Raw genomic sequence first — 23,048 nt, forward strand, 5'->3', positions numbered from 1 at the left:
TATCAACAAGTTAATAAGTTTGGCGCGCGACGGTATGCACAGATGACTTCTGGGCGTATCGTTTTTTAGTGCATCACTGAACTTACATAACTTTTACACCATGTGGTACTAACCTTTACGTGGTCATTACATTTACTTGCTAGGCTGGAAATATAGAAAAATTCATACGGGTGCAAGGAGTAATGGTGATGAACGAAGATTTTACGCAAAAATTACGGGCACTCGAAATGCAGTTCCTGGAGCTCGGAATGATGGTGAACGTGGCGGTCTACCGTGCTGTGCAGGGATTCACGAACCACGATAAGCGGCTGGCGGCGGAAGTGATTGCCGGCGATCAGCAGGTGAATGCGCGCCAGATGCAGCTGGAACAAAAATGTCTGGAGCTAATTGCGCTGGGGAAGCCAATGGCTAGTGACTTGCGGCAGGTAGTGGCGGCAATGAAATCAAGCAGTGACCTCGAACGAATTGGGGACCACGCGGTGGCGATTGCCAAAGTGACGTTGCGTATGCCGGACACCCCGCGTGTGTTCGCCATCGAAAGCCAAATTGGCGCAATGTTTGCGGTGGTGCGCCAGATGCAGGACGGGGTGCTGGACGCGTACGTGCACGTGGACGCCCATGGTGCGCGGCGCGTGGCCGCACGCGACCACCGCGTGAACCGCGACAAGACCGCCATTTACCGTGCGAGCCTGGAATGGATGTTGCAGAATCAGGATGCGGTGGAGCTTGGGCCGGATTACTTGCAGGTTGCCACTTACCTCGAGCGCATTGCCGATTATGCCACCAATGTATGTGAGCGGATTGTGTACCTGCAGACGGGCAAGGTGGTTGAGTTGAATTCGAGCACGGATGACGATGATTTTTAGCAACAGACTGCAGGCAGGCCGGCAATCCGATTGGGGTTGCCGGAATTTTTTTGTAATTTACGTTGACAAGTGTAAACGACGGGCGTAGTATCATAAATGAGGATGACAGTTGTAAACGAAAGGCGGAATCAGCATGGCAGTGAACGCAACGGACATGACCCCCGCAGAATGGGAAGTCATGCGCATTATTTGGACAAAGGGCAGCTTGGGCAGCAGTGAAGTGATTGCGGCAATTCAGGCCAAGCGCGAGTGGACGGAATCAACCGTCAAGACCTTGCTGCGGCGTTTGGTGAAGAAAGGCATGCTCGCCACTGAGGCGGACGGGCGCAAGTTCATCTATGTCGCCCAGATTGACGAGAAGACGGCGATGAACGAAACGACGACCGACTTGTTCGATCACCTGTGTGCGATGAAAAAGGGTGCAGTGATTAATAATTTAATCGCCCACACCGAACTGAGTCAAGACGACATCCGCAGCATGCAGGCCATGCTTGCAGCCAAGTTGCCGGACGCACCCAAGCAGGTAGCGTGCGACTGCTTAGGGCCCGAAGATGGCTGCTGCGCGATGTAAAGGAGAGTGGTAATTATGCGGATTTTAGTATTAATCATTGGCATCATCATTATCGGTCTCATTGTGTGGTGGTTCTTCGGGAAGCACGAGGCCGAAAGCGCGGCGGCAACTATGACTGGCGCTACACAAACCGTGGACGTCACGGTTAAGGGCGGTTACTCGCCCGAAGTGGTTGAGCTGAAGCAGGGCGTGCCCGCAACGCTCAACTTCACGCGCACCGACCCGTCCACCTGTTTGGACCACGTGGTATTCCCTGATTTCGGGATTAACCGCGAGTTACCCAAGGGTGAAACGGAGAGCATCACGATCGACACCAGCAAGCCGGGCGAATACGGCTGGGCTTGCGGCATGGACATGTTCCACGGCAAATTAATTATTAAATAGCAGACAAATATGGAGGATTTCAACATGACAACAGCAAAGCAGAACGTAAACGTCGAGGTCGCCGGGGGTTACAATCCGGAAAGGGTTGAATTGCAGCAAGGCGTGCCCGCAACCATCACCTTTAACCGCACCAACGCGCAGGGGTGTTTGGACGTGGTCCACAGCACCGACTTAGGGTTCAACACCGACCTGCCACTGAACCAGCCGCAGACGGTGACGGTACCCACGGACAAGGCCGGTGAATTTAGCTTCAGCTGCGGTATGGACATGTTCTTTGGTAAGGTCATCGTTAAGTAAGCACGGCCGGAAAGTGGGGGAATAAATATGTCAGTGACAAAACGCTTCTGGATTGCGCTAATCCTGTCCATTCCGATGGTTGTGAACATGCTGCTCATGCCGTTTGGCGTCATGATTCATGGCAGTGAGTGGGTGCAGCTGGTCTTGACCACAATTATTATGATTGTTGCCGCCGGGCCGTTCATCACCAGTGCCTGGGCTTCCTTTAAGAAGCACCATTCCAACATGGATACACTGGTTGCAATCGGGACGGTCACCGCGTACGTCTACAGTATTTACGCAATGGCGACTAGTCAGCCCGTGTTCTTCGAGAGCGCTGCGTTCGTGATTACGTTCGTCTTGCTCGGCCAAGTCTTCGAGGAGCGCATGCGCAACAACGCATCGAGTGCCGTGGAGAAGCTGGTAGATTTGCAGGCCAAGGACGCGGAGGTCGTGCGCGCCGGCCAAGTTGTCCGTGTGCCACTGGCTGAAGTGGTTGCCGGCGACATTATCCGCGTGCGGCCAGGCCAGAAGATTGCGGTCGACGGGGAAATTGTTGATGGGACTTCAACCATCGACGAGTCCATGGTGACTGGTGAAAGTATGCCGGTGACCAAAAAGGCCGGCGACAAGGTGATTGGCGCCACCATCAACGGCACTGGGACCTTCACGTTCCGCGCCGAGAAGGTGGGGGATGCCACTCTGCTGGCCCAGATTGTGGAAATGGTGAAGAAGGCGCAGACCAGCCACGCGCCAATTCAGAAGTTGACGGACAAGGTTTCTGACATTTTCGTCCCTGCCGTCATGATTATTGCGCTGGCCACCTTCCTCATTTGGTACGTCTTCCTCGGCGCGACGGTTGCCAGCAGCCTGATTTACGCGGTTTCTGTGGTTGTGATTGCCTGCCCATGTGCTCTCGGGCTAGCAACCCCAACTGCGCTCATGGTCGGTACCGGCCGGGCGGCGAAGATGGGGATTCTCATCAAGAACGGTGAAGTACTCGAACGCGTGAACGACATTGATACGGTCGTCTTCGACAAAACCGGGACGATTACGGTGGGGAAGCCTGCTGTGACCGATATTATTGGGGATGCGGATCAAGTGCTGCGCGTTGCGGCTAGCCTTGAAGCAGCCTCTGAGCACCCGCTGGCCGCGGCCATCACTGCCCGTGCCACTAAGGATAAACGCGACATTCCCGTGGCCGCGGACTTTAAAGCGGTTGAAGGCAAAGGGGTGCAGGCAACTGTCGACGGCAAGCAAGCCTTCGTTGGGAACACCAAACTGCTGCAGGATTACCAGATTAGTGCTGACTTACAGAGCAAGATGGTTGAACTGCAGAATGAAGCTAAAACGGTGGTACTAGTTGGCCGTGCCGGTGCAGTGATTGGCCTCATCGCCATTCAGGACGCGCCCAAGTCAACATCCAAAGAAGCGATTGCCTCGCTGCATGCCCGCGGTCTGAAGACGGTCATGTTGACGGGGGACAACGAGCGGGTTGCCCGCGCCATCGCCGATCAGGTTGGCATTGATGACGTGGTCGCCGACGTGCTGCCCGGCGACAAGGCAGATCACATCAAGCAACTCCAGGAGACGAATAAAGTGGCGTTCGTGGGTGACGGGATTAACGATGCTCCCGCACTAACGCAAGCCGACGTTGGGATTGCGATGGGTTCCGGGACCGATATCGCCATTGAATCAGGGGGCATTGTGCTGGTGAAAAACGACCTGCGCGATGTCGATACGGCGCTGGCCCTCAGCAAGAAGACCTTCAACCGCATCAAGCTGAACCTGTTCTGGGCGTTCATCTACAACGTGCTCGGGATTCCGGTCGCCGCCGGGGTATTCGCCGCCGCGGGCCTCACCCTCAGTCCGGAACTGGCAGGACTGGCAATGGCGTTCTCGTCACTGTCCGTGGTCACCAGCTCGGTGCTGCTGAACAAAGCGCGGTTGTAATTTATGCAAAGCACTGCAAATCGCTAATTGCTGATTTGCAGTGCTTTTTAAATATCCGGCAACGTTTTAACCCAGCCGCACAACATCTTCACATTTCCGCGTTAACATCTGGGGTGAAAGGTGGTCACGAACATGCGGACAACAACATTACGGGGCGGCGTCGAGATGCCGTTAATTGGCTTTGGGACGTTTCAAATTTGGCAGCAAGAGGCGGCGCGGGAAGCAGTGAGTCAGGCACTTGACGCTGGGTACCGCCTGATTGACACGGCCGCGGGCTATTTCAACGAAGAAGGTGTTGGCCGGGCGATTCGCCAAAGTAGCGTGCCACGTGAACAAATTGTTCTAACTAGCAAGCTATGGCCGACAGATGCAAGCTATGCGGGTGCGAAAGTTGCGGTCCAACGCAGTTTGAATCACCTTGGTGTTGACTACATTGACGTGTATCTATTGCACCAAGCGCTAGGGGATTACTACGGGGCTTGGCGGGCCTTGACCGAGATGCAACAGGCTGGCTACATCCGCAGCATTGGCGTGTCGAACTTTAACGCCGGGCGTCTTTATGATTTGGCACAGTTTAGCGGCGTTGTGCCGGCTGTGAACCAAATCGAACTGAATCCCTGGCGGCAACAGCGAGCGACCCGGAAGACGGCGGCAAAATTGGGCACCGTAATTGAAGCCTGGAGTCCGTTCGCACAGGGACGGGATGGAATTTTCTCTAACTCGGTAATCACCACAATTGCAGCGCGGCATCACGTTACCACGGCGCAAGTAATCTTGCGGTGGGCGACCCAGCAGGGCATCATTGTGATTCCAAAGTCTGTGCACCGTCAGCGAATGGATGCAAACTTAGCGGCTACGGATTTTGACCTCACTGAGGCAGAAATTGCCGAGATAGCGCGGCTTGATCGGTATCCTGATGATCCGGGTGCGGTTAATTCGCCGCAATTAATTGAACGATTGCTGGCGATTGACCCGGCAGGTAAACATGAATAAAAATGGCGTCACGGTTTGTTAACCGTGGCGCCAATTTTTTATTTATCGATGTTCGTACTGGCCGCCTTGGCATCCCGCAAGTTCAGTAGCCTGTGGAATAGCAACAGAATGATGATCCCAAGCACCGTCAGCATGATGTATGCGTGACTGCTGCCGCTAGCGACGTTCTGTGCGTGTGTGTTGCCGGCGCGGTGCACGGAACCCATCATCAGGGCCAGTACCGTGGTCCCAATCGCCCCGGTCACTTGCTGGCCCGTGTTGTAGAGGGCGTTGGCGTCGTTTTGCAACTTCTGGTCAATGTGCTTGAGCCCATACGCCACCGAATTACCGAATGCCATCGAGCGGCCCATGGCGAAAATCATGTAGGCGAGGGTGATGCCCAAAACGCCCATGCCGGAGCCGACGACTGCCATGTACAGCAGCGCGACCGTGAAGAGACTCGCACCGAGATACAGCGGCAATTTGCCCCCGAACCGGTCGAGCATCCAGCCGTAAACGGGTTGACCGAAGCCGTTGAACAGGCTACCGGGCAGCAGCACCAACCCGCCGATTAAGGAGCTAGCCATGAAGACGGCCTGGGTGTAATTCGGGATTAAAAAGTTAATGCCGACGTTGGCGAATTGCAGGCAGATGTAAGGCAGAAAGCTATATAGGAAGGCGGGGTCCTTGAACACATCCAGTGAGAATAGTTCGCGCGTTGCGTGCAACGACAGGCGGTAGAAGATGGCAAAGGAAGCCAGTGTGACCAGCAGAAGCAGCCCAAACTCGAGCCAGTTGTTTGCCCCCAACGCGTTCAGACCGACAATCAGGCAGATTAATCCGACCGCCAGCACCGCAAAGCGCAACCAGTCGAACGCGTACTTTTGCGTCGGCGTGTACTGTTTAATTTGTGCTTGACCAATTAAAAGGATAATTACGGCAAATGGTAGTGGAATCCAGAAAATCATCCGCCAACTCATGAAGGCGACGACCGTCCCGCCGAACGTCGGGCCGAGGGCAGGGGCGACTAGGATGATTAAGTTGGCGATGCCGAGGTAGGTGCCCAGTTTGTGTCGCGGGACCACATCCAAGATGATGTTGACCATGAGCGGCGTGCACAGGCCCACGCAACCGGCCTGAATCAGGCGCCCGAGTAGCAGCAGCCAGTACGCCGGTGCGAGGCCACAGATGATGTCCCCGATGATGAACATGAGCGCGGAGGCCACGAACAGGTTGCGGTTAGTGAAGCGGCGTTTCATGTACGCGGACGTCAACATGACGAGCGCGGCCGTCAGCAGGTAACCCGCGGTCACCCACTGGACGGTACTGAGACTGACGTGGAACTGACGCATGAGAGCCGGAAAGCTGACGTTCAGCGATGTTTCGGTGAGTACACCCATGAAGGACATGAGCGCAACGGCGGTCACGACCAGCATGGGATTTTCTGAATGTTCTGGCTTTGCAGTAGACAATTGACGGACTTCTTTCAATTAAAGTTGTTAAGAATAGTATAGCACCGGTCTGAAAACATTCGCGCGGTGAATGTGATGAGAAGACAAAAATGCGCCGCCATTCTTGGCCGACGCGTGTAGTGACATTAATCTGATGTGATTTTGGGCAACAGCTTGCCGGTTACCCGCTTCCAGAACAAGTACTGCTTGCGTTCACGTTCTAGGTGCTTAGCCCGCTGCGGGAATTTGCGGTAGAACTGCTGGTGGTAGTTTTCCGCCGGCCAGAACGTGGTCGCGGGGCGGATATCCACCGCGATGGGCTGGCGGTACGGATTGTGCGCGGCTAAGTGCGCGCGTGCGGCAGTTGCCGCCGCCATTTGTGCCGCACTGGTAGTGAAGATTACGGGCCGGTAGTTAGCGCCGCGGTCGCTGAACTGACCGGAGTTGTCGGTGGGGTCACTGAGCTGCCAGTACAGTTGCAGCAGCTGGTCGTAAGTTACCTGGCGCGTATCGAAAATTACTTCGACGGCCTCCACGTGACCAGTGTGGCCGCCTTTGACCTGCTCATAGGTGGGATGTGCGGTGGTGCCACCCGTGTAACCCGACAGTACGGAGACAATCCCCGGCATGGTCTCGAAGGGTTCGACCATGCACCAGAAGCAGCCACCGGCGAAGATGGCGCGGTCTTGATGTTGCACATCACTAATCCGGTGGGCGGCGAAGTCAAATTGTTGGGCCGCCGGGTCGTGGATGAGCAGCAAATACAAGTCAGCAACATCGGGTGTCAGGTTATTGCGCAGCGCAAGTGGCCGCAGACTAGCTTCCAGCTGCGCCAGGACACGATTGTGGTTTTCACCGCGGTCCAGGGCCGATTGCGCCCGCACGAGTTGTTCGCGCTCAAACGTGCGGGTGCCGGGACTGGCAATTACGCGCGGCAGATCGATTTTGATCATAAGGCGCACCTCCAGATGTTTACTAACTAAAGTATAGCAAACATACATACTAATTGTAAGCGATTAAGCTTATTGAACTGCGCAAGATTATTCTTGGGCGCATTCGTGGCGGAATAGGGAGGATGGCTTTTTGCTACTCCGGTTGGTGCTCAAATTGGGTTGTTGACAATTTGTCTGGCCGGTTTAATTTTGGACAAAGTTCGGCTATCGACCAATTACACAACGGTCAAAATGTGTTAACCTAAAGCCATTAATTAATGGTATGCAATTGATTTTGGAGGCGACGAGGATATGTACAAAGCAGCATTGGTATTAGAGGGGGGTGCGTTGCGCGGCGAATACACTGCGGGCGTACTTGATGCATTCCTCGACGAAGACATCCACTTCGACACGGTCATCGGGGTGTCGGCGGGGGCGCTGTGCGGGACGAACTACATCTCGGAGCAGCGGGGCCGCACGAACATGATTAACACCCAGTACCGGCACGATAAGAACTACATTTCGGTCCGCCGTGCCTTTCGCCGGCAGGACATCATCAACTTGGACTACCTGTTTGAATCACACGGGGATGGCTGGGAGGATTTCGACGCTACCACGTACCGGCGGTCAGCCTCGAAGTTCGTGATTGTGGCAACCTCACTGGAACTCGGCCGGGCGGTGTACTTCGAGCACCCCGTGGCGCGGGAGATGGTGCAGACGCTCAAAGCAAGCTCCTCGATGCCGTTCATTTCGGCGCCCGCCAAGACGAGCCAAGGGCTGTGCCTCGACGGCGGGATTGCTGACTCGATTCCGTTCGAATACGCGCAGCTGGCCGGCTTTGACAAGATTGTGGTGATTCGCACCCGCGAGCGTGAGTACCGCAAGCGCCGCACGCAGTCGCCGCTGCGGTATGCCTACGAGCACGCTTTTGCCCAGTACCCCGAATTCGTCAAGGCCGCTGCGGCCCGGCCCGAAATGTACAACCGCCAGGCCGACAAGCTCGATGACCTGGAAGAAGCTGGTCAAGTGTTCGTCATCGCGCCAGCCGAACCCGTGACGGTGGGTCGACTGGAAGGCAACACCGACAAGCTTGAAGCACTGTACGAAACGGGGTTGGAGCAGACGCAGGCCTTGATCCCGGATTTGCGGAGCTACCTGACTAAATAATCTGAGTAATTTCCATGACAACGAGTGATAGTGATTGTACTATCACTTTTTTTATGATTTAATACGTGTGTATACGTTGATATTTTTTACAAACTCGGCCGAGCGAACGGTACCTATCTATTAAAAATGAATTTACGTTTATGCAACAAGATGGATGGTATATGTATGACAACTTGAAATGCGTAGTTGTCCGCGGCCGAGTTTTTTGCGCACTTTTTTACCGCGAGTGACCACGCTCAACTATTGGAGAGTGGAAAAAATATGTTTAAGAAAAAAGTTACTGCAATATTAGTTGCCGGATTGGCGGCAACTGGAGCAATCGGTTTTGCGCAAACATTAGGGGATGCTTCAACGCCCCAGGTTGTCCAGGCGACAAATGCAACAATCACAGGCAGTTGCAAGTTTGAGGTGCATTTGGACTCAGATATAGCCGGAAAAACCACCTATGTCATTGGCAAGAATGTCACAGCTGCAAAGAGTCAATCTGTAATTATGAAGGCAGCTGTACCTGCGCTATCTGGCTATCATAATGTAATGCATTCCAAGGTGGAAGTTGGTGTTGTTAATAATCAAGTAGTTCCGCTCCAATATACTACTATGTTTAAAAATGGTACGTCGATGCCTAATTCAATGGCAAAAGCAGCAGCGTACAACAAATATGTAAAAATAGCCTATTCGGACTACGCGGTGTTTACCAATCAAAAACAAACTGGTGATACCAATAGTATTAAGGGCAATACTTATCTGGCCAAGGTGATTTATCGCGAAAAGGATAACTCTGCATTTGCTTTCCTGTCGCTGTATGATGGCAACGGCAAGTGGGTTGGGTACGTAGCTAATCGCGCCGTAACTGCAAGTAAGGCACCAGCGTACAAGCCAGCGGCAACTAAGCTAGCGGCCAAGGTCCAGGGCAACGCGATTAAGTACAACAAATACGTGACCGTGACGAAGAAAGGCAACGCAGTTTGGAGTGGCTTCGACTTCAAGACCAAGAAAACGACGACTGATAAGCTGTACCAAAAGACGCTGTTGGCAAAAGTTAAGTACAATCACAGCAACGGTAGCACCTACCTGTCTTTGTATGATCACAAGAACAAATGGCTCGGATATGTGAATGCAAAGGCGGTTAAGGTTGGTTCCGGTCAGCAAGGTGGTGCAATTTCCGCCAATAAGTACGTTACTCTGACGAGCAAGAACTACACTATTTGGAGTGACTTTGGCTTTAAGAACGTAAAGCACTACTCCAAGAATTATTACCAAAAGACGTACCAAGTGAAGACTGTCTACAATCATTTCTCTGGCAGTACGTATTTGTCTCTATATGATAGCAAGGGTAAGTGGTTTGGTTATATCAACCAAAATGGCACCAAAACCGCTGCAGGTCAGCAAGGAGTTGCCATCACCTACAAACACACTGTGACTATCAAGAAGGCCGGGTACACAATCTGGGGTAGTTTCTTCGGCAAGAAGCGTGGAACTTCGACTAAGTATAAGAACAAAAAGTTGACGGCTAAGGTAAAGTACAATTGCGCAAATGGTAGTACTTATCTCTCACTGTACTCAGGTAGTAAGTGGGTTGGCTATGTTAACGCTGGGGTAACTAAATAATCTATGCGACCAGTCCGAAATTTTCCGGGCTGGTTTTTTAGTGCCCCGCCAAGTACACTGACAGTATCAATTCATTAATGGAGGAATCATGGGAAGCAAACAAGCACGGCAACTGCGGGAAGTCGGGCTGATTGTGGTCGGTAACGTGGTGATGGCGCTAGGGTACGCCAAATGGATGGTGCCCAATCATATTATTAATGGTGGGGTAACCAGTCTGTCGCAAATTGTGAACCACTACTACCCAATCAGCATTGCGATGGCCAATAACCTGTGGCTAGCCGGGCTCTTGCTCCTGACGCTGATATTCCTGGGGCGGGAAGTGTTCGTTAAATCACTTCTAAGCAGCATTGTGTACTCAATCAGCTTCACCTTGTTCTCAATGTGGCCGACGCGCCTGAACGTGACGCCATTGCTGGATCTGCTGATTGCCAGTGTGCTGGTTGCGTTCGGCTATTTTGCTTGCTTGTCATCGCACAGCTCAACGGTGGGGGTCGACGTGTTCGCGCTCATTATCCAAAAATACCGACCGCAAACGAATCTGGCGGCGACCATCCGGCTGTTCAATTACGCCATCCTGCTCGTTGGGCTCATTGCGTTTGGGTTGTGGGCTGTGGTGTACGGCCTCATCTTTGCTTTCATTTACTCGCACTTACTGAACTTGATGCTGCGGAGATGGGCGGCACCAACCGAATAGGAGGAAAACAATATGCGGCAAATCTACTTCTTATGTACCGGTAATTCTTGTCGGAGTCAGATGGCCGAGGGCTTCGCAGCGAAGTATCTGCCTGACTGGCGCGTGGCCAGTGCCGGGGTGGAGACGCACGGCCTGAATCCCAAGGCGGTTGCGGTGATGGCGGGAGTCGGCATTGATATTAGCCAGCACCAGTCGAAGTTGATTGATCTTGACTACCTCAACTCGTCCGATTTGGTGGTTACGCTGTGTGGGGATGCGCGGGATAAGTGCCCAATGACGCCGCCAACGGTTGAGCGCCGGCACTGGCCGTTGCCCGACCCCGCCCAGGCGCAGGGGACGGACGCCGAAATTATGCAGGTGTTCCGGGATGTGCGTGATGAGATTGAACGGCGGGTTAAAGCACTGGCCGAATAGACAGCACCATTACTCAGACATGATAGCGTTTTATATTTGACCTAATTGGGTGTATTCTAAACGCAAAGATGCAGATATTGGGGGCTTTGGCTATGACCAAGACAATTTATTTAATGCGCCACGGGGAAACGCTGTTTAACCGCCAGCGCCGGATTCAGGGCTGGTGTGATTCGCCGCTGACCGCAAATGGGCGCGCGCAGGCCACGCAGGCTGCCGCGTATTTTCGCGATGCCCATGTGCACCTCGACGCGGCTTACTGTTCAACCGCCGAGCGTGCCAGTGACACCCTCGCATTAATTACGGACTTGCCGTACACGCGGCTGAAGGGTCTGCGTGAACGCGGTTTTGGCGAATTCGAAGGCCAGCCGGAATACTTGAATCCACCGCGTCCATACGGCGATTTCTTTGCCCCATATGGCGGGGAGACCGATGAGCAGGTGGACGCGCGCATTACCGCTGCCGTGCAGTCGATTGTGGACACTGATCCCGGTCAGAATATTTTGATTGTCAGCCACGCCGGCGCCACGATGACCTTCATGCACCACTGGGCCAACTTAGGCTTCGAAAACCGCTTGCACAATTGTGATATCGCGCAGTTCAGTTACGCGGATGGGGTGTTCAAACTGGTGCAGATAATTCATCCGCTGCATTAGGCACAAAAAAAGTTCCCGCACAATTGCGAGAACTTTTTTGATTACAGAATGTGAATTCCAGCCGCTTCGGTTTCCTTCAGCATCTTCTCTGGCCAAACACTGGCCTGCACTTCACCGACGTGGGCCTTACCCAGCAGCAACATGCACAGACGGGACTGACCAATCCCACCGCCGATGGTGAATGGCAGCTCTTCGGCCATGATGGCCTTGTGGAATGGCAGGGCGAGACGGTCTTCCTGGCCGGCAATCTTCAACTGCTTGGCCATCGCCGTCTTGTCCACACGGATACCCATGGAGCTAATCTCAAGGGCGTGCTGGAGCGGTTCGTACCAGAAGAGGATATCCCCGTTCAGGCTCCAGTCATCGTAGTCAGCGGCGCGGCCATCGTGAATCTTGCCGGACTTCATGGCGCCCCCGATTTGCATCAGGAATACACAACCGAGTTCCTTGGTGATGGCATCTTCACGCTGCTTGGGCGTGTAGTCGGGCCAGCGGTCTTCCAGTTCCTGGGTGGTAACGAAGTGGATTTCATCAGGCAAGTGGTGCACGGCCTTGGGGTACTTGTACCAAACTTCGTGTTCCATGTGCTTGATGACCTTGAAGATGTGCTTAACGGTGTCCTTCAGGGTATCCATGGTTCGCTGCTCGCGCGTGATGACCTTTTCCCAGTCCCACTGGTCGACGTAGATGGAGTGGATGTTGTCCAGTTCTTCGTCCTTGCGAATGGCGTTCATGTTCGTGTAGAGGCCTTCGCCAGGCTTGAAGCCGTAGCGACCGAGCGTCCAGCGCTTCCACTTCGCGAGGGAGTGCACGATTTCCATGGTGTCATCGGGGATTTCCTGCATGGTGAAGGAAACGGGCTGTTCGTAGCCGTTCAGGTTGTCGTTGAGCCCGGTGGACCGGGGTACCATCATTGGCGCGGACAGCCGGGACAAGTTGAGTTCCTTACCGAATTCATCCTGGAAAGTTTCGCGGATGTAGCGGATGGCTTCCTGGGTTTCGCGGATGGACAATTTGGGGTCGTAGTGATCTGGGATAATGAGTTGCATAATGGTTTCTCCTTGATTGGTGATGTGGGTGACGGACAACGTGAGGTATTGGGACTTTGATTATTGTGGATAAAAAAAGTCCCGACGAACAGATTTTTAACTGTTCATCGGGACGAAATTAATCGCGGTACCACCCAAATTGTTTATCTAAAATAAACCACCTCATAGAGTACTAACATACTCCGCCGAGGATAACGTTCCGGTAACGTCTAAGCCTACTCGGGCAGTGCCTTTTGGGTTAGAAGCATAAGCAAGGGTTATTCGGCGGGCAACACATCTGGATGGGTTCGCACTATTTCCCAAGTCACTGGCAGAGGTCGCAGGTGTACTGTTCTTGCTTGTTGCTGAAATATTTAACTTGGCGCTATCTTAGCACGGAAAACTAAAATGTGAAACCCCAATGTGAGCCAAATTAGTAAAAATGGCAGCTGGCTGGCAACGTGTATCCGGCTGCAAACGCCTTAAACCCGGCGTTTTGGTGCGAAACAAATTTTTGACAAAATATTTTTCGCTGACTGTTAGATATAGTATGCCACCGCGCCAATCACCCCGGCCAGTAACATCAGCCACAGCGGGTTGACGTGCCACTTGAGGTCGATGCCCAGCACCAGGACGAGCACGATGAGACTGACCCAGTCGAGATGGGCGTGCGTCCACACGTGGATGTTGCTGACGCCGAACACGGTCACCAGCAGCAGGCTGAGCGCCACGCCGAGAATCAGGCCGACCGCCGCGGGCTTGATGCCGTTCAGAATCCCGGTGAGAACCCAGTTACTTTTGATTTTGGCCTCGAAGTGCATGTACAGCGGCACGAACACGAGTGAGGGAACGCAGACGGCGAGGGTCGCAGCGACCCCCGTCCAGAAGCCGCCGTACATCTGGCCGATATACGTGGCGGAGTTAATCGCGATGGGTCCGGGGATGAGTCCGTCCAGCGCGTTGAGGTCGGCGAATTGTTGCACGGTGAGGCCAAAACGCGCGGATTCAGCAAAAATCAGGGACAGCATTGCGTATCCGCCGCCGAACCCCAGAAAACCGATTTTCAGGAACGCTAAAATGACGTTAAGCATGCTTACCCCTCCGTTTCTGCGCAGTGAGTGCAACCCCCAGGATGCCCGCGCCGACAATGATGGTCGGGGCGCCAACTAAGCTGAACGCGGTCAGGCCAAAGCAGACCAGCGCGACGGTGATGGTCACCCAGTCAGTGAGGTTGAACTTGGCCAGGCTGTACGCCGCGCTGAACAGGAACGCAGCGGATGCAGCACGCACGGCACTCAAAATGCTGAGGGTCACGCCGGATTGCGGAATCATCTGGTAGGCCGTCGTTGCCAGGGACATCAAGATGAATGCCGGTAGAATGGCTCCGAGCCCGGCGGCGAACATGCCCACGCGCCCATTAATTTTGCGGCCGACCAAAAAGGCGTTGGTCAGCGCAATGACCCCGGGTAGCGTTTGCGCCAGGGTGCTGTATTCGTATAGTTCCGCCTTGGTCATCAGGTGGTGTTTGTGCACCACCTCCCGTTCAATCAGCGGTAGCATTGCCAGACCACCCGAGAAGGTGAATGTGCCGGCGATTAGGTAGATTTTGAAGAGTAACCAATTTTTGTGCATGCAATCATCCTCCACCTATATTGTAGCCTGGATGGAGCTTGACTAAAAATGTATGTTTTGTACACTTAGCATAACTAAAAGGTTAAGGAGAGCACAGGACATGAACATTCGCCAGTTAGAAATTTTCCGGGTGGTGGCCGAAACCGGGAGTATCACGCGGGCGGCAACGGAACTGTATCTGTCGCAACCCGCGGTCTCCAAGGCCATCCGCGAGTTAGAGGCCAGCATCGGGGTGCATCTATTTGACCGCGTTGATAACCGGCTGCACCTGAATGTCGCCGGGCGCACTTTTCGCCTCCGCGCCTTGCAATTATTGCGCGATTACGGCGAACTGCAGGCGTTCGGTCAAGAGCAAGCGGGGCAGCTGCCACTGCGGGTGGGGACGAGCCTTACGATTGGCCAACTGGTGCTGCCCCAAGCGGTGGCACGGTTCCAGCAGTTGCACCCGCAGACGCCACTGACCGTCTACGCTGAGAATGTGCGGCAAATCAAAGATAGGCTGGTACGCGGGGATATCGACGTGGCCTTCGTTGAGGGCAACGCGCAGAGCAATGCGTTTCAGACCACTAAGCTGTCGGTGTACCGGCTCGGTGTCTTCGGGGCGCCGAGCAAGTATAACGGGGCGTCTACGATACTGGCCAGCCAGTTGCCTGAATTGCCGTGGTTATTGCGGGAAGCGGGCAGTACGCTCCGGGATCACTTCGACGAGCGGCTGCACCAACTGAACGTGGCCGTGGATCCGGTTTTGGAAAGTGTCAACACGCAGGTGCTGATTGGCGCGGCCGTGGCCGGGATGGGCCTCACCGTGCTGCCGGAGCCGCTGGCCAAACCGTACGTCGAAGCGGGCGCGTTGACCGAGTGCACGCTGCCTGGTGCGCCGCTGGAAACGGTGAACTACGCGATTAGTTTGGCGGGGCAGGGGGATTCCCCCGTGTTGGCGGACTTGGTGGCGTGCTTTCGCGATGCGGGAATGTAGCCTGAATTGGGTTGCTTTTTTTGCGGTTCACGGAACTATTTGTCAGTAGCGGGGTTTCGGCCGCATTGAGATGTGCCTGTGGTCGCTAACACTAGCCATCGCCATGATTGGTAGCACCTGGCGCGATGAACACGAAAAAAACTAGGACCGAAATTTCCACCCAAAGTCGCATTCGGGAACACGGATACTTTGCTATGCTATTCACAGCAAATGTAGAGGGGCAATGATGATGAAGAAAAATGTTGCAGCAGTGCTTGGGGCGCTGGCGCTCACCGCGCTGCTTACGGGGTGTGGCGTGCAGAAGCAGTCCGCATCTAGTTCCAGTAGTACAACCACTACGCAGGCGAGCAAGCGCACGCCGCGGGACCTGCTCAGCGACTGCAAAAAACGGGGCTTACCGGTGAAGAATGTGACGAACGCGACTAACCTGCCGAGTGCGGTTAAAGCCACCAGCGGCGTTACTTTTGTCGGCGGCACGAAGACGAACATGATGTTATTGAAGTTCAGTAGCCAAGCTGATGCCAATTCCGCACGCACCTATTATGTGGGCCAAAACAAGCGGGTTTACAGCAAGAGTCAGCTGCTACTGGTGGCCGATTACGGGATGGCCAAGGCTTGGTTCGCCAAGTATCAGCGCGCCATTTATCGTTAAAGTAACAAGCAGGCGGAGCAGAAATGCTGCGCCGCTTTTGCATTTACTAGCGAATTTAATACCATGTGTGACATAATATGGGCCCATGGACCGATGTGCGGGGGTAAAAAAACGCGCAATATAAAAAGTGTTGAAACAAGTTGCCATTATTTGCAGGAAGATTCTTGTGTATCTTTAACGTTTGCCAGTATAAAATTGCATCGGCCTACGTGAATCTTTATAATTAAGCTATTCTTGACGAGTTTGGAGTGAGTCAGGTGAACATTGGTATTTTTACCGACAGTTATTTCCCACAGGTTAGCGGGGTTGCAACATCCATCAAGACATTGAAGGATCAGTTGGAAGCGCGCGGGCATTCTGTCTACATTTTTACAACGACAGATCCGCACGTGCCCGAAGATGCGGTTGAACCGAACATCTTCCGCTTCGGGAGTGTGGCCTTCGTGTCGTTCAAGGACCGGCGGATTGCTGTGCGCGGCCTGTTCCACGCGCTGCAGGTGGCCAAGGACCTCAAGCTGGACATTGTCCACACACAGACCGAATTTTCCATCGGCTTCATCGGTAAGTTCGTGGCGCGGAACATGCACATCCCCACGGTACATACCTACCACACGATGTATGAAGACTATCTGCATTACGTGCTTAACGGCCATCTGCTGCGGCCATACCATGTGCGCCAGATGACGCGGGCCTTTGTCCACAATGACGCCGGCGTGGTGGCGCCCAGTGATCGGGTGCTGGAGAAGCTGGCCAGCTACGGCGTAACCGCACCAATCCGCGTGATTCCAACCGGGATTGAGCTTAACGCCTACGCGAACCACAGCAACCGCGATGTGCGGGCGGAACTGGGGCTCACCGACGTGCCCGTTCTCATTTCGCTGTCCCGGGTGGCGTTTGAAAAACGGATTGACCGTGTAATTGACGCGATGCCGCGGATTTTGAAGCAGGTGCCGGATGCGGTGCTGCTGGTTGTTGGTGATGGCCCAGCTCGCGAAAGCCTGGAAGAACAGGCGGAATCTTTGGAGCTGACGGACCATATCCGTTTCATTGGTGAAGTGGATCACGACGAAGTGCCGCTGTACTACCGGGCTGCCGACATCTTCATGTCCGCTAGTGATTCGGAAGCGCAGGGCTTGACCTACCTTGAAGCCATGGCGGCGGGGACGAAGGTGCTGGCACTGGCCGGTGATTACACGAACGCACTGCTTGATGACCCAACGATCGGCCGCACGTTTACGCGCACGACCGAGATGGCCCAACTGGCAGTCGAGTACCTAACGCATGCAGACGAATACAGTGACGCAACGGCGCGCGAAGCCAAGCTGGACGCGATTTCGGCGGACCGTTTTGGTGATCGCATCGTTAAGTTCTACGAGGACGCCCAGGTTTACTATGACGAGACGCTGGAAGAAAAGCTGTCGTCACGTTCATTTGCCAAGACGCTGCGTCTGCAGAGCGTATGGGGGAAAGAAGAAGAATGATTAGCATCAATATGTTCAGTTCTGCCGATAAGGTTGCGGGTCAAGGCGTTGGCTCAGCATATCTTGAACTTATGGGGTTGCTGCGGAAGTACTTCCCCAACGAATTCAAGATTAAGGTCAACGATTACGGGCGCAGCAATATCAGCCACTACCACACGATTGATCCCCAATTTTTCTTGTCTACCTGGGCACCAAAACGCGGGCGGAAAATTGGCTACGTACATTTTTTGCCTGACACGCTCGATTCCAGCCTGACCCTGCCTGCAGTGGCGCGCGTGAGCCTGGACAAGTACGTGATTTCCTTCTACAAACGCATGGACCATCTCGTGGTGGTCAACCCGAATTTCATTCCGCGGTTGGCCGCGTACGGGATTGACCCTGATACCGTGACCTACATTCCGAACTTCGTGGCCACCAAGACTTTCCACCCCGAAACCAAGGAGCGCAACCAGCAACTGCGAGAAGATCTCGGCATTGCGCCAGACGCCTTCGTTGTGTTCGGGGCCGGTCAGGTGCAGGAACGTAAGGGGATTGATGACTTCATCGAATTAGCCAAGCGCAACCCAGACATTCAGTTCATCTGGGCGGGAGGCTTCTCCTTTGGCGCCATCACGAACGGTTATAGCCACCTGAAGAAGGAAGTGGCAAACCCGCCAGCAAACCTGACGTTCACGGATATTATTCCCCGGGAAACGATGATTCACTACTACAACGTGGCGGACCTATTCTTGCTGCCATCATACGAGGAATTGTTCCCGATGACGGTGCTTGAGGCCTTTGCGACCCACACGCCAGTCATGGTGCGCAGCTTGGATTTGTACGACCAGATTATTGAACCGTACGCCGTGGAAGCAGACGACATGCTCGACATGAACGCGAAGATTCGTCAGTTGAAGGACAACCCCGACCAACTGCAGCACTACGCTGACTTGAGCGCTGAAGCCACGAATGAATATTCTGAAGAACACTTGGCCCACGTCTGGGAGAAGTTTTACACGGAACAAGCGCACATTCAGCACCTGAAGAAACAGAAAAAGGATAAGAAAAAAGCGGGAAAGAAGTAGGGAGAAGTCATGTCACGCAAAAACAAAATAGCAGCATTCATTATGCTTTTGCTTGGCGTGGGCATCTTCGCTTGGGAGCTGCGTAATACCAACATTCGCCACCTGGTGCACCAGTTTAACCAGATCAACTGGTGGTGGATTCTGGTGGGGATGCTGATGATGTTCGGTTCCTGGCTGGTGGAAACGGTGATTGTCCAGGTGTTCCTGAAGCAGGAGCACGAGCAACTGCTGTTTAGGGAAGCGGTCCGTGTACCGCTGGTTGAGCAACTGTTCAACGCCATCACCCCGTTTTCGACTGGGGGCCAGCCCGCCCAGCTTTTTGCCCTCATGCAAAGCGGGATTGAAGGTGGCCGGGCCAGCTCCGTGCTCCTGATGAAGTTCGTGGTGTACCAGTTCATGGTGCTCGTGAACTTTATCCTGACCATTGCGGTAGGGTTCCACTACATTGCCGACCAGCTGGGGCCGCTGAAGTGGTTCATCATCTTCGGCATGGTCATCCACGTGACCGTCATCGCGGGGTTATTGCTCGTGATGTACCGATACGGCTTCACCAAACGCTTGGTCGCCATCGCGATGGTGCCGGTCGGCTGGATTCTCGGCCAGAAGCGGCGCCACGAGATTGGTGCGCGCGCTGAGGAGAAAATCGACACGTTCTATCAGGAGAGTCTGCACCTTAAGCGGGAGAAGAAGAAGGTCATTCGGGCCAGCATCCTCACCCTCGTGCAGCTACTGATGTACTACAGCGTTCCGTATTTCGTCCTGCTCGCACTGCACGTACAGCACGTCGATTTCTTGCGCGTGCTTGTGATGCACGTGATGATCGTGATGATTGTGTCATTGTTCCCAATTCCTGGGGGCAGTGGGGGCGCCGAATACAGCTTCAGCCAGATTTTTTCCACCTTCATGCCGCACCCCGCGCAGCTGGTGCTGGCGATGCTGTTATGGCGGCTGCTCACCTACTACCTGGGCATGATTTGCGGAGTGGTGGCAGTTGGTTTCCAGCCGCACCACGGCAAACAATTGAAGGACAAGAAGCAAATTTCGTAAAAAAATCCGAATTTTTCGCACAAACTAGGGAAATTTTGCGGCATTAACCGTGAATCCGTGGTATGCTCATACCGGATATAAAAGAAGGGGGCACTCCCATGAAAGGCTCACAACTCGTTGCAATCATCAAGCGTCTCGAGGCAATGCAAGACTCTGACTCCACTGAGGTTCAGACGCGTCGTTTTGAAAAGAACGGTGCCGAACGCGGTCTCGTAACGTATGACCCAAAGACAGAAACATTTGAACTTGAAGAACTAGCTGATCACCAGACGTTCCAGTTCGACAACATTGACCTTGTCGCAATGGAGATTTTTGACCTCCTTGATGACGGGACAGACATTAACGAAGACTAGTGATTCACATTTAAAACAATAAAGGGGTTGGGCCTATTCGCTCGCCCTTTTTTTGTGGGATGGTTGCATTGCGCTCGCGATAATGTCGCCGCGCATTTTTTGTGGGGCAGGATAGCACAGCTCTGTGTCTTTTTCTTTAAGTTATTATCTCTTTTTGCAACCTAAATTGTTATTTGGAAAGTTTACATGTAGACTAATTTTGAAACTAGATTATGTTGGAGGTTCACCGATGAAGCAAGTTGGCAGTAGAATTCGCGCAGTCTTAAGCTCGCGGCTAGGATTCTTTGTGCTCGCAATAGTAATGTTCTGGGCGAAGACACTTTGGGTCTACAATACCAGGTTCTCCCTGGGAGTTGATGGCGCGTTCCAGAAGATGCTACTCGCAATCAACCCGCTACCAACAACACTCCTGCTATTCGGGATAGCGCTGTACATGACGGGGCGCAAGTCCTACATTGCAGTGGTGATTGTGGACGCGATTACCAGTACGTGGCTGTTCGCTAACGTCCTGTATTACCGTGAGTTCTCCGACTTCATGACGTTCGCACTCATGAAGGGGAGTAGCTCAGTATCGAGCAATTTAAGCATTGCGATTGCCGGAATCATCAAGCCGGGTGACTTTTTGATCTTCCTCGATGTGTTGATTCTGATTGTGTTGCTGGTTGTGCGGTACATCAAGATGGACATGCGGCCCATCAAGAAGCGGTTTGCCATGCTGGTCACGGCCTTTGCGGTGGTGCTGTTTGGCGCTAACCTGTCCATGGCCTACCACGACCGCTCTGGACTGCTGACCCGGACCTTTGACAGTAACTACATCGTTAAGTACTTGGGTCTGAACGTCTACACCGTGTACGATGGCGTGCGGACAGCCCAGACTAGTGCGGTGCGGGCCAAGGCGTCCGCCAGCGACTTGAAGAGTGTCAAACGGTGGATTAAGAACAACCACGTGCCCGCCAACGTTTCGTACACGGGTGTGGCTAAGGGGAAGAACGTCTTTGTCATTCACCTTGAGAGTTTCCAGCAGTTCCTGATTGACTTTAAGTATGAAGGCAAGGAAGTTACGCCGAACCTGAACAAGATTTACCACTCCAGCAACACCCTGGCTTTTGACAATGTCTTCAACCAGGTGGCACAGGGGAAGACCTCCGACGCCGAACTGATGCTGGAAAACTCGTTGTACGGGCTGTCTGAAGGCTCCGTCATGAGTAACCTTGGTAGTAGTAACACTTTCGAGGCGGTGCCATCGATTCTTGATCAAGACGGTTACACCACCGCGGCGTTCCACGGGGACAAAGGTAGTTTCTGGAACCGGGACAATACGTACAAGCAGTGGGGCTACGACTACTGGTTCAGTAAGAGCTACTATGACGTGAAGAGCGACTACGACATGGGTTACGGGCTTAAGGACAAAATTTTCTTCAAGCAGTCGGCACAATATATTGAACAGTTGCCACAGCCTTTCTACGCCAAGATGATCACCCTGACCAACCACTACCCATACCCACTGGACAAGCAGAACGTTACCGATATTCCCAAGACCGACACGGGCGATAAGACCGTCGACGGTTACCTGCAGACTGCGCACTACCTGGACCAATCCATTGGTGAATTTATGGCCTGGCTGAAGAAGACCGGGCTGGAGAAGAATTCAATGGTCATGTTCTATGGGGACCACTATGGGGTGTCGTCTAACCACAACCCAGCGATGGCTAAGCTGCTGAAGATTAAAGGCTACAATGAATACAACGATGCCCAGCAGCAACGCGTGCCCCTCATGTTTACCATGCCTGGGCTCAAGGGTGGCATTAACCACACGTATGGTGGCGAAATCGACGTGATGCCAACGCTGCTCAACTTGCTTGGGGTGAAGGACTCGCAATACCTGATGTTTGGCTCAGACCTGCTTGCTAAGAATCGCAATCAGACTGTTGCCTTCAGAAGTGGGAACTTTGTCACACCTGAACTCACCAAGGTTGGTAATCATTTGTACGATACCAAGACGGGTGAACGGATTAAGCACCCAACGGAAGCTCAGGAGAAGGCGGAAAACGCTGCGGTTAACCGAGTAACGACCGTTCTGTCGCTGTCTGACCGGGTTGTGAACGGGGATCTTCTGCGTTTCTACAAGCCGTCAGGTTACACCAAGGTTGATGCGAGTGATTACAGTTACAAGTTGAAGACCTCCGAAGATGAACTTAAGAAGAGTCAGAAGAAGGGCACCAGCCTCCTCGCGAAGAACAAGGGCAAGTCTACCGTTGACGAGTACGTGACGGACGCGCCTGAACTCAAGTCGGGTAAGAACAGTAAGGATAGTAGTAGTGACAGCAGTAGCTCTAGCTCTGCTTCGTCCGCGAAGTCTGCTTCGAAAAAATCGAGCGCCAAGTAATTCGCTGACCGGTAATCAAGCCGTCCACAATTAGTGGACGGCTTTTTTGTACCAGTCGCGGCATTGCGTGCGCTTTGATTTGTCGCCTTCTTAGAGGTAATGTGCCCATATTTGCGCCAAGGTTGGGTTAATAAATTCTTTTGAAAAATTCTTTTTGCCACACAAGGTTCGTGTTTTACCCAATCAGTCACGTGAACACGGTTACGTACTGTCCGTATTCACGAACTACATGCGCACATTTAGACCAATCGTTCAGATGCAATTCGTATTCAGTTATGCGGAGCTTGAATTAACGCCTTGACCGTGGCGAATGTAGCTGGTAAGATATCTCTTGTTGTTAGCGACGCGGTAATCAAAAGCCAACAGGTAATTGATTACAATTGTTGCTTGACAGCGTATGACAAACTTGGTATTATCATCAAGTTGTCAAACGTGGTTCCTTGAAAACTGAACAAAGTTTCGTATAAATGTAGGTTCTTCAGCTTAAT

At 53.3% G+C, this 23,048-nt stretch carries 23 protein-coding genes; 18 read left to right on the plus strand and 5 right to left on the minus strand.

Annotated features, from left to right (window positions below; translation table 11 throughout):
* Positions 1 to 188: 188 nt before the first annotated feature.
* From phoU to FC18_RS07095, 6 genes are all read left to right on the plus strand, one after another.
* Positions 189 to 866, plus strand: coding sequence for a phosphate signaling complex protein PhoU (phoU, locus tag FC18_RS07070; RefSeq protein ID WP_056975862.1), 678 nt, complete (start codon positions 189 to 191; stop codon positions 864 to 866).
* A 133-nt stretch (positions 867 to 999) separates the two neighbouring features.
* Positions 1,000 to 1,437 (plus strand): CopY/TcrY family copper transport repressor, encoded by a 438-nt coding sequence (locus FC18_RS07075; RefSeq protein ID WP_056975864.1) that lies wholly within the window; start codon positions 1,000 to 1,002, stop codon positions 1,435 to 1,437.
* A 15-nt stretch (positions 1,438 to 1,452) separates the two neighbouring features.
* Entirely contained in the window at positions 1,453 to 1,821 is a 369-nt protein-coding gene (locus tag FC18_RS07080; RefSeq protein ID WP_054677952.1) for a cupredoxin domain-containing protein, read from the plus strand.
* 24 nt (positions 1,822 to 1,845) lie between these two features.
* Positions 1,846 to 2,118: a cupredoxin domain-containing protein gene (locus FC18_RS07085; RefSeq protein WP_054677955.1), complete on the plus strand. Its 273-nt coding sequence runs from the start codon at positions 1,846 to 1,848 to the stop codon at positions 2,116 to 2,118.
* 27 nt (positions 2,119 to 2,145) lie between these two features.
* Entirely contained in the window at positions 2,146 to 4,050 is a 1,905-nt protein-coding gene (locus FC18_RS07090) for a copper-translocating P-type ATPase (RefSeq protein ID WP_056975867.1), read from the plus strand.
* A gap of 132 nt (positions 4,051 to 4,182) precedes the next feature.
* Positions 4,183 to 5,043, plus strand: coding sequence for an aldo/keto reductase (locus FC18_RS07095; protein ID WP_054677959.1), 861 nt, complete (start codon positions 4,183 to 4,185; stop codon positions 5,041 to 5,043).
* Between the two features lie 38 nt (positions 5,044 to 5,081).
* On the opposite strand, the gene FC18_RS07100 is transcribed toward FC18_RS07095, so the two are convergent.
* Positions 5,082 to 6,458 (minus strand): MFS transporter, encoded by a 1,377-nt coding sequence (locus FC18_RS07100; protein WP_056975869.1) that lies wholly within the window; start codon positions 6,456 to 6,458, stop codon positions 5,082 to 5,084.
* Between the two features lie 161 nt (positions 6,459 to 6,619).
* Positions 6,620 to 7,426 (minus strand): peptide-methionine (S)-S-oxide reductase MsrA, encoded by an 807-nt coding sequence (gene msrA / locus FC18_RS07105; RefSeq protein ID WP_054677960.1) that lies wholly within the window; start codon positions 7,424 to 7,426, stop codon positions 6,620 to 6,622.
* A gap of 291 nt (positions 7,427 to 7,717) precedes the next feature.
* On the opposite strand from msrA, the gene FC18_RS07110 reads away from it, so the two are divergent.
* The 5 genes from FC18_RS07110 (at position 7,718) to FC18_RS07130 (ending at position 11,941) form a co-directional block, all read left to right on the plus strand.
* Positions 7,718 to 8,572, plus strand: coding sequence for a patatin-like phospholipase family protein (locus FC18_RS07110; protein ID WP_056975871.1), 855 nt, complete (start codon positions 7,718 to 7,720; stop codon positions 8,570 to 8,572).
* Positions 8,573 to 8,833: 261 nt separating this feature from the next.
* Complete coding sequence (locus FC18_RS07115; RefSeq protein ID WP_056975873.1) at positions 8,834 to 10,180, plus strand: hypothetical protein; 1,347 nt, start codon at positions 8,834 to 8,836, stop codon at positions 10,178 to 10,180.
* Positions 10,181 to 10,268: 88 nt separating this feature from the next.
* The gene (locus tag FC18_RS07120) at positions 10,269 to 10,874 is read left to right on the plus strand and encodes a YitT family protein (RefSeq protein ID WP_054677965.1); all 606 of its coding nucleotides are present in this window, start codon (positions 10,269 to 10,271) and stop codon (positions 10,872 to 10,874) included.
* A gap of 12 nt (positions 10,875 to 10,886) precedes the next feature.
* Positions 10,887 to 11,288, plus strand: coding sequence for an arsenate reductase (thioredoxin) (arsC, locus tag FC18_RS07125; RefSeq protein WP_054677966.1), 402 nt, complete (start codon positions 10,887 to 10,889; stop codon positions 11,286 to 11,288).
* Between the two features lie 92 nt (positions 11,289 to 11,380).
* Entirely contained in the window at positions 11,381 to 11,941 is a 561-nt protein-coding gene (locus FC18_RS07130; protein ID WP_191983039.1) for a histidine phosphatase family protein, read from the plus strand.
* Positions 11,942 to 11,982: 41 nt separating this feature from the next.
* Here FC18_RS07130 and asnA read toward each other — a convergent pair whose 3' ends face one another.
* From asnA to FC18_RS07145, 3 genes are all read right to left on the minus strand, one after another.
* Positions 11,983 to 12,990: an aspartate--ammonia ligase gene (asnA, locus tag FC18_RS07135; RefSeq protein ID WP_054677972.1), complete on the minus strand. Its 1,008-nt coding sequence runs from the start codon at positions 12,988 to 12,990 to the stop codon at positions 11,983 to 11,985.
* A gap of 518 nt (positions 12,991 to 13,508) precedes the next feature.
* Positions 13,509 to 14,060 carry a chromate transporter gene (locus FC18_RS07140; protein ID WP_056975875.1) on the minus strand — a complete coding sequence of 184 codons (552 nt, stop codon included), beginning with the start codon at positions 14,058 to 14,060 and terminating at the stop codon, positions 13,509 to 13,511.
* A complete protein-coding gene (locus FC18_RS07145; RefSeq protein ID WP_056975878.1) occupies positions 14,053 to 14,601 on the minus strand; it encodes a chromate transporter in 549 nt (182 codons plus the stop codon). The genes FC18_RS07140 and FC18_RS07145 overlap by 8 nt, the downstream gene beginning before the upstream one ends.
* A gap of 100 nt (positions 14,602 to 14,701) precedes the next feature.
* On the opposite strand from FC18_RS07145, the gene FC18_RS07150 reads away from it, so the two are divergent.
* From FC18_RS07150 to FC18_RS07180, 7 genes are all read left to right on the plus strand, one after another.
* Entirely contained in the window at positions 14,702 to 15,577 is an 876-nt protein-coding gene (locus tag FC18_RS07150; protein WP_054677975.1) for a LysR family transcriptional regulator, read from the plus strand.
* 223 nt (positions 15,578 to 15,800) lie between these two features.
* On the plus strand, positions 15,801 to 16,229 hold the full coding sequence (locus FC18_RS07155; protein ID WP_156660882.1) for a hypothetical protein: 429 nt from the start codon (positions 15,801 to 15,803) through the stop codon (positions 16,227 to 16,229).
* A gap of 257 nt (positions 16,230 to 16,486) precedes the next feature.
* Positions 16,487 to 17,710, plus strand: coding sequence for a glycosyltransferase family 4 protein (locus tag FC18_RS07160; RefSeq protein WP_054677988.1), 1,224 nt, complete (start codon positions 16,487 to 16,489; stop codon positions 17,708 to 17,710).
* Positions 17,707 to 18,774 (plus strand): glycosyltransferase family 4 protein, encoded by a 1,068-nt coding sequence (locus tag FC18_RS07165; RefSeq protein WP_056975881.1) that lies wholly within the window; start codon positions 17,707 to 17,709, stop codon positions 18,772 to 18,774. The genes FC18_RS07160 and FC18_RS07165 overlap by 4 nt, the downstream gene beginning before the upstream one ends.
* Before the next feature lie 9 nt (positions 18,775 to 18,783).
* Complete coding sequence (locus FC18_RS07170; RefSeq protein WP_054677979.1) at positions 18,784 to 19,821, plus strand: lysylphosphatidylglycerol synthase transmembrane domain-containing protein; 1,038 nt, start codon at positions 18,784 to 18,786, stop codon at positions 19,819 to 19,821.
* 98 nt (positions 19,822 to 19,919) lie between these two features.
* The gene (locus tag FC18_RS07175; RefSeq protein ID WP_054677981.1) at positions 19,920 to 20,174 is read left to right on the plus strand and encodes a YkuJ family protein; all 255 of its coding nucleotides are present in this window, start codon (positions 19,920 to 19,922) and stop codon (positions 20,172 to 20,174) included.
* A gap of 229 nt (positions 20,175 to 20,403) precedes the next feature.
* Entirely contained in the window at positions 20,404 to 22,560 is a 2,157-nt protein-coding gene (locus FC18_RS07180) for an LTA synthase family protein (RefSeq protein WP_056975883.1), read from the plus strand.
* Positions 22,561 to 23,048 lie beyond the last annotated feature (488 nt).

The sequence above is a fragment of the Lacticaseibacillus sharpeae JCM 1186 = DSM 20505 genome (assembly GCF_001436225.1).
Taxonomy (GTDB): domain Bacteria; phylum Bacillota; class Bacilli; order Lactobacillales; family Lactobacillaceae; genus Lacticaseibacillus; species Lacticaseibacillus sharpeae.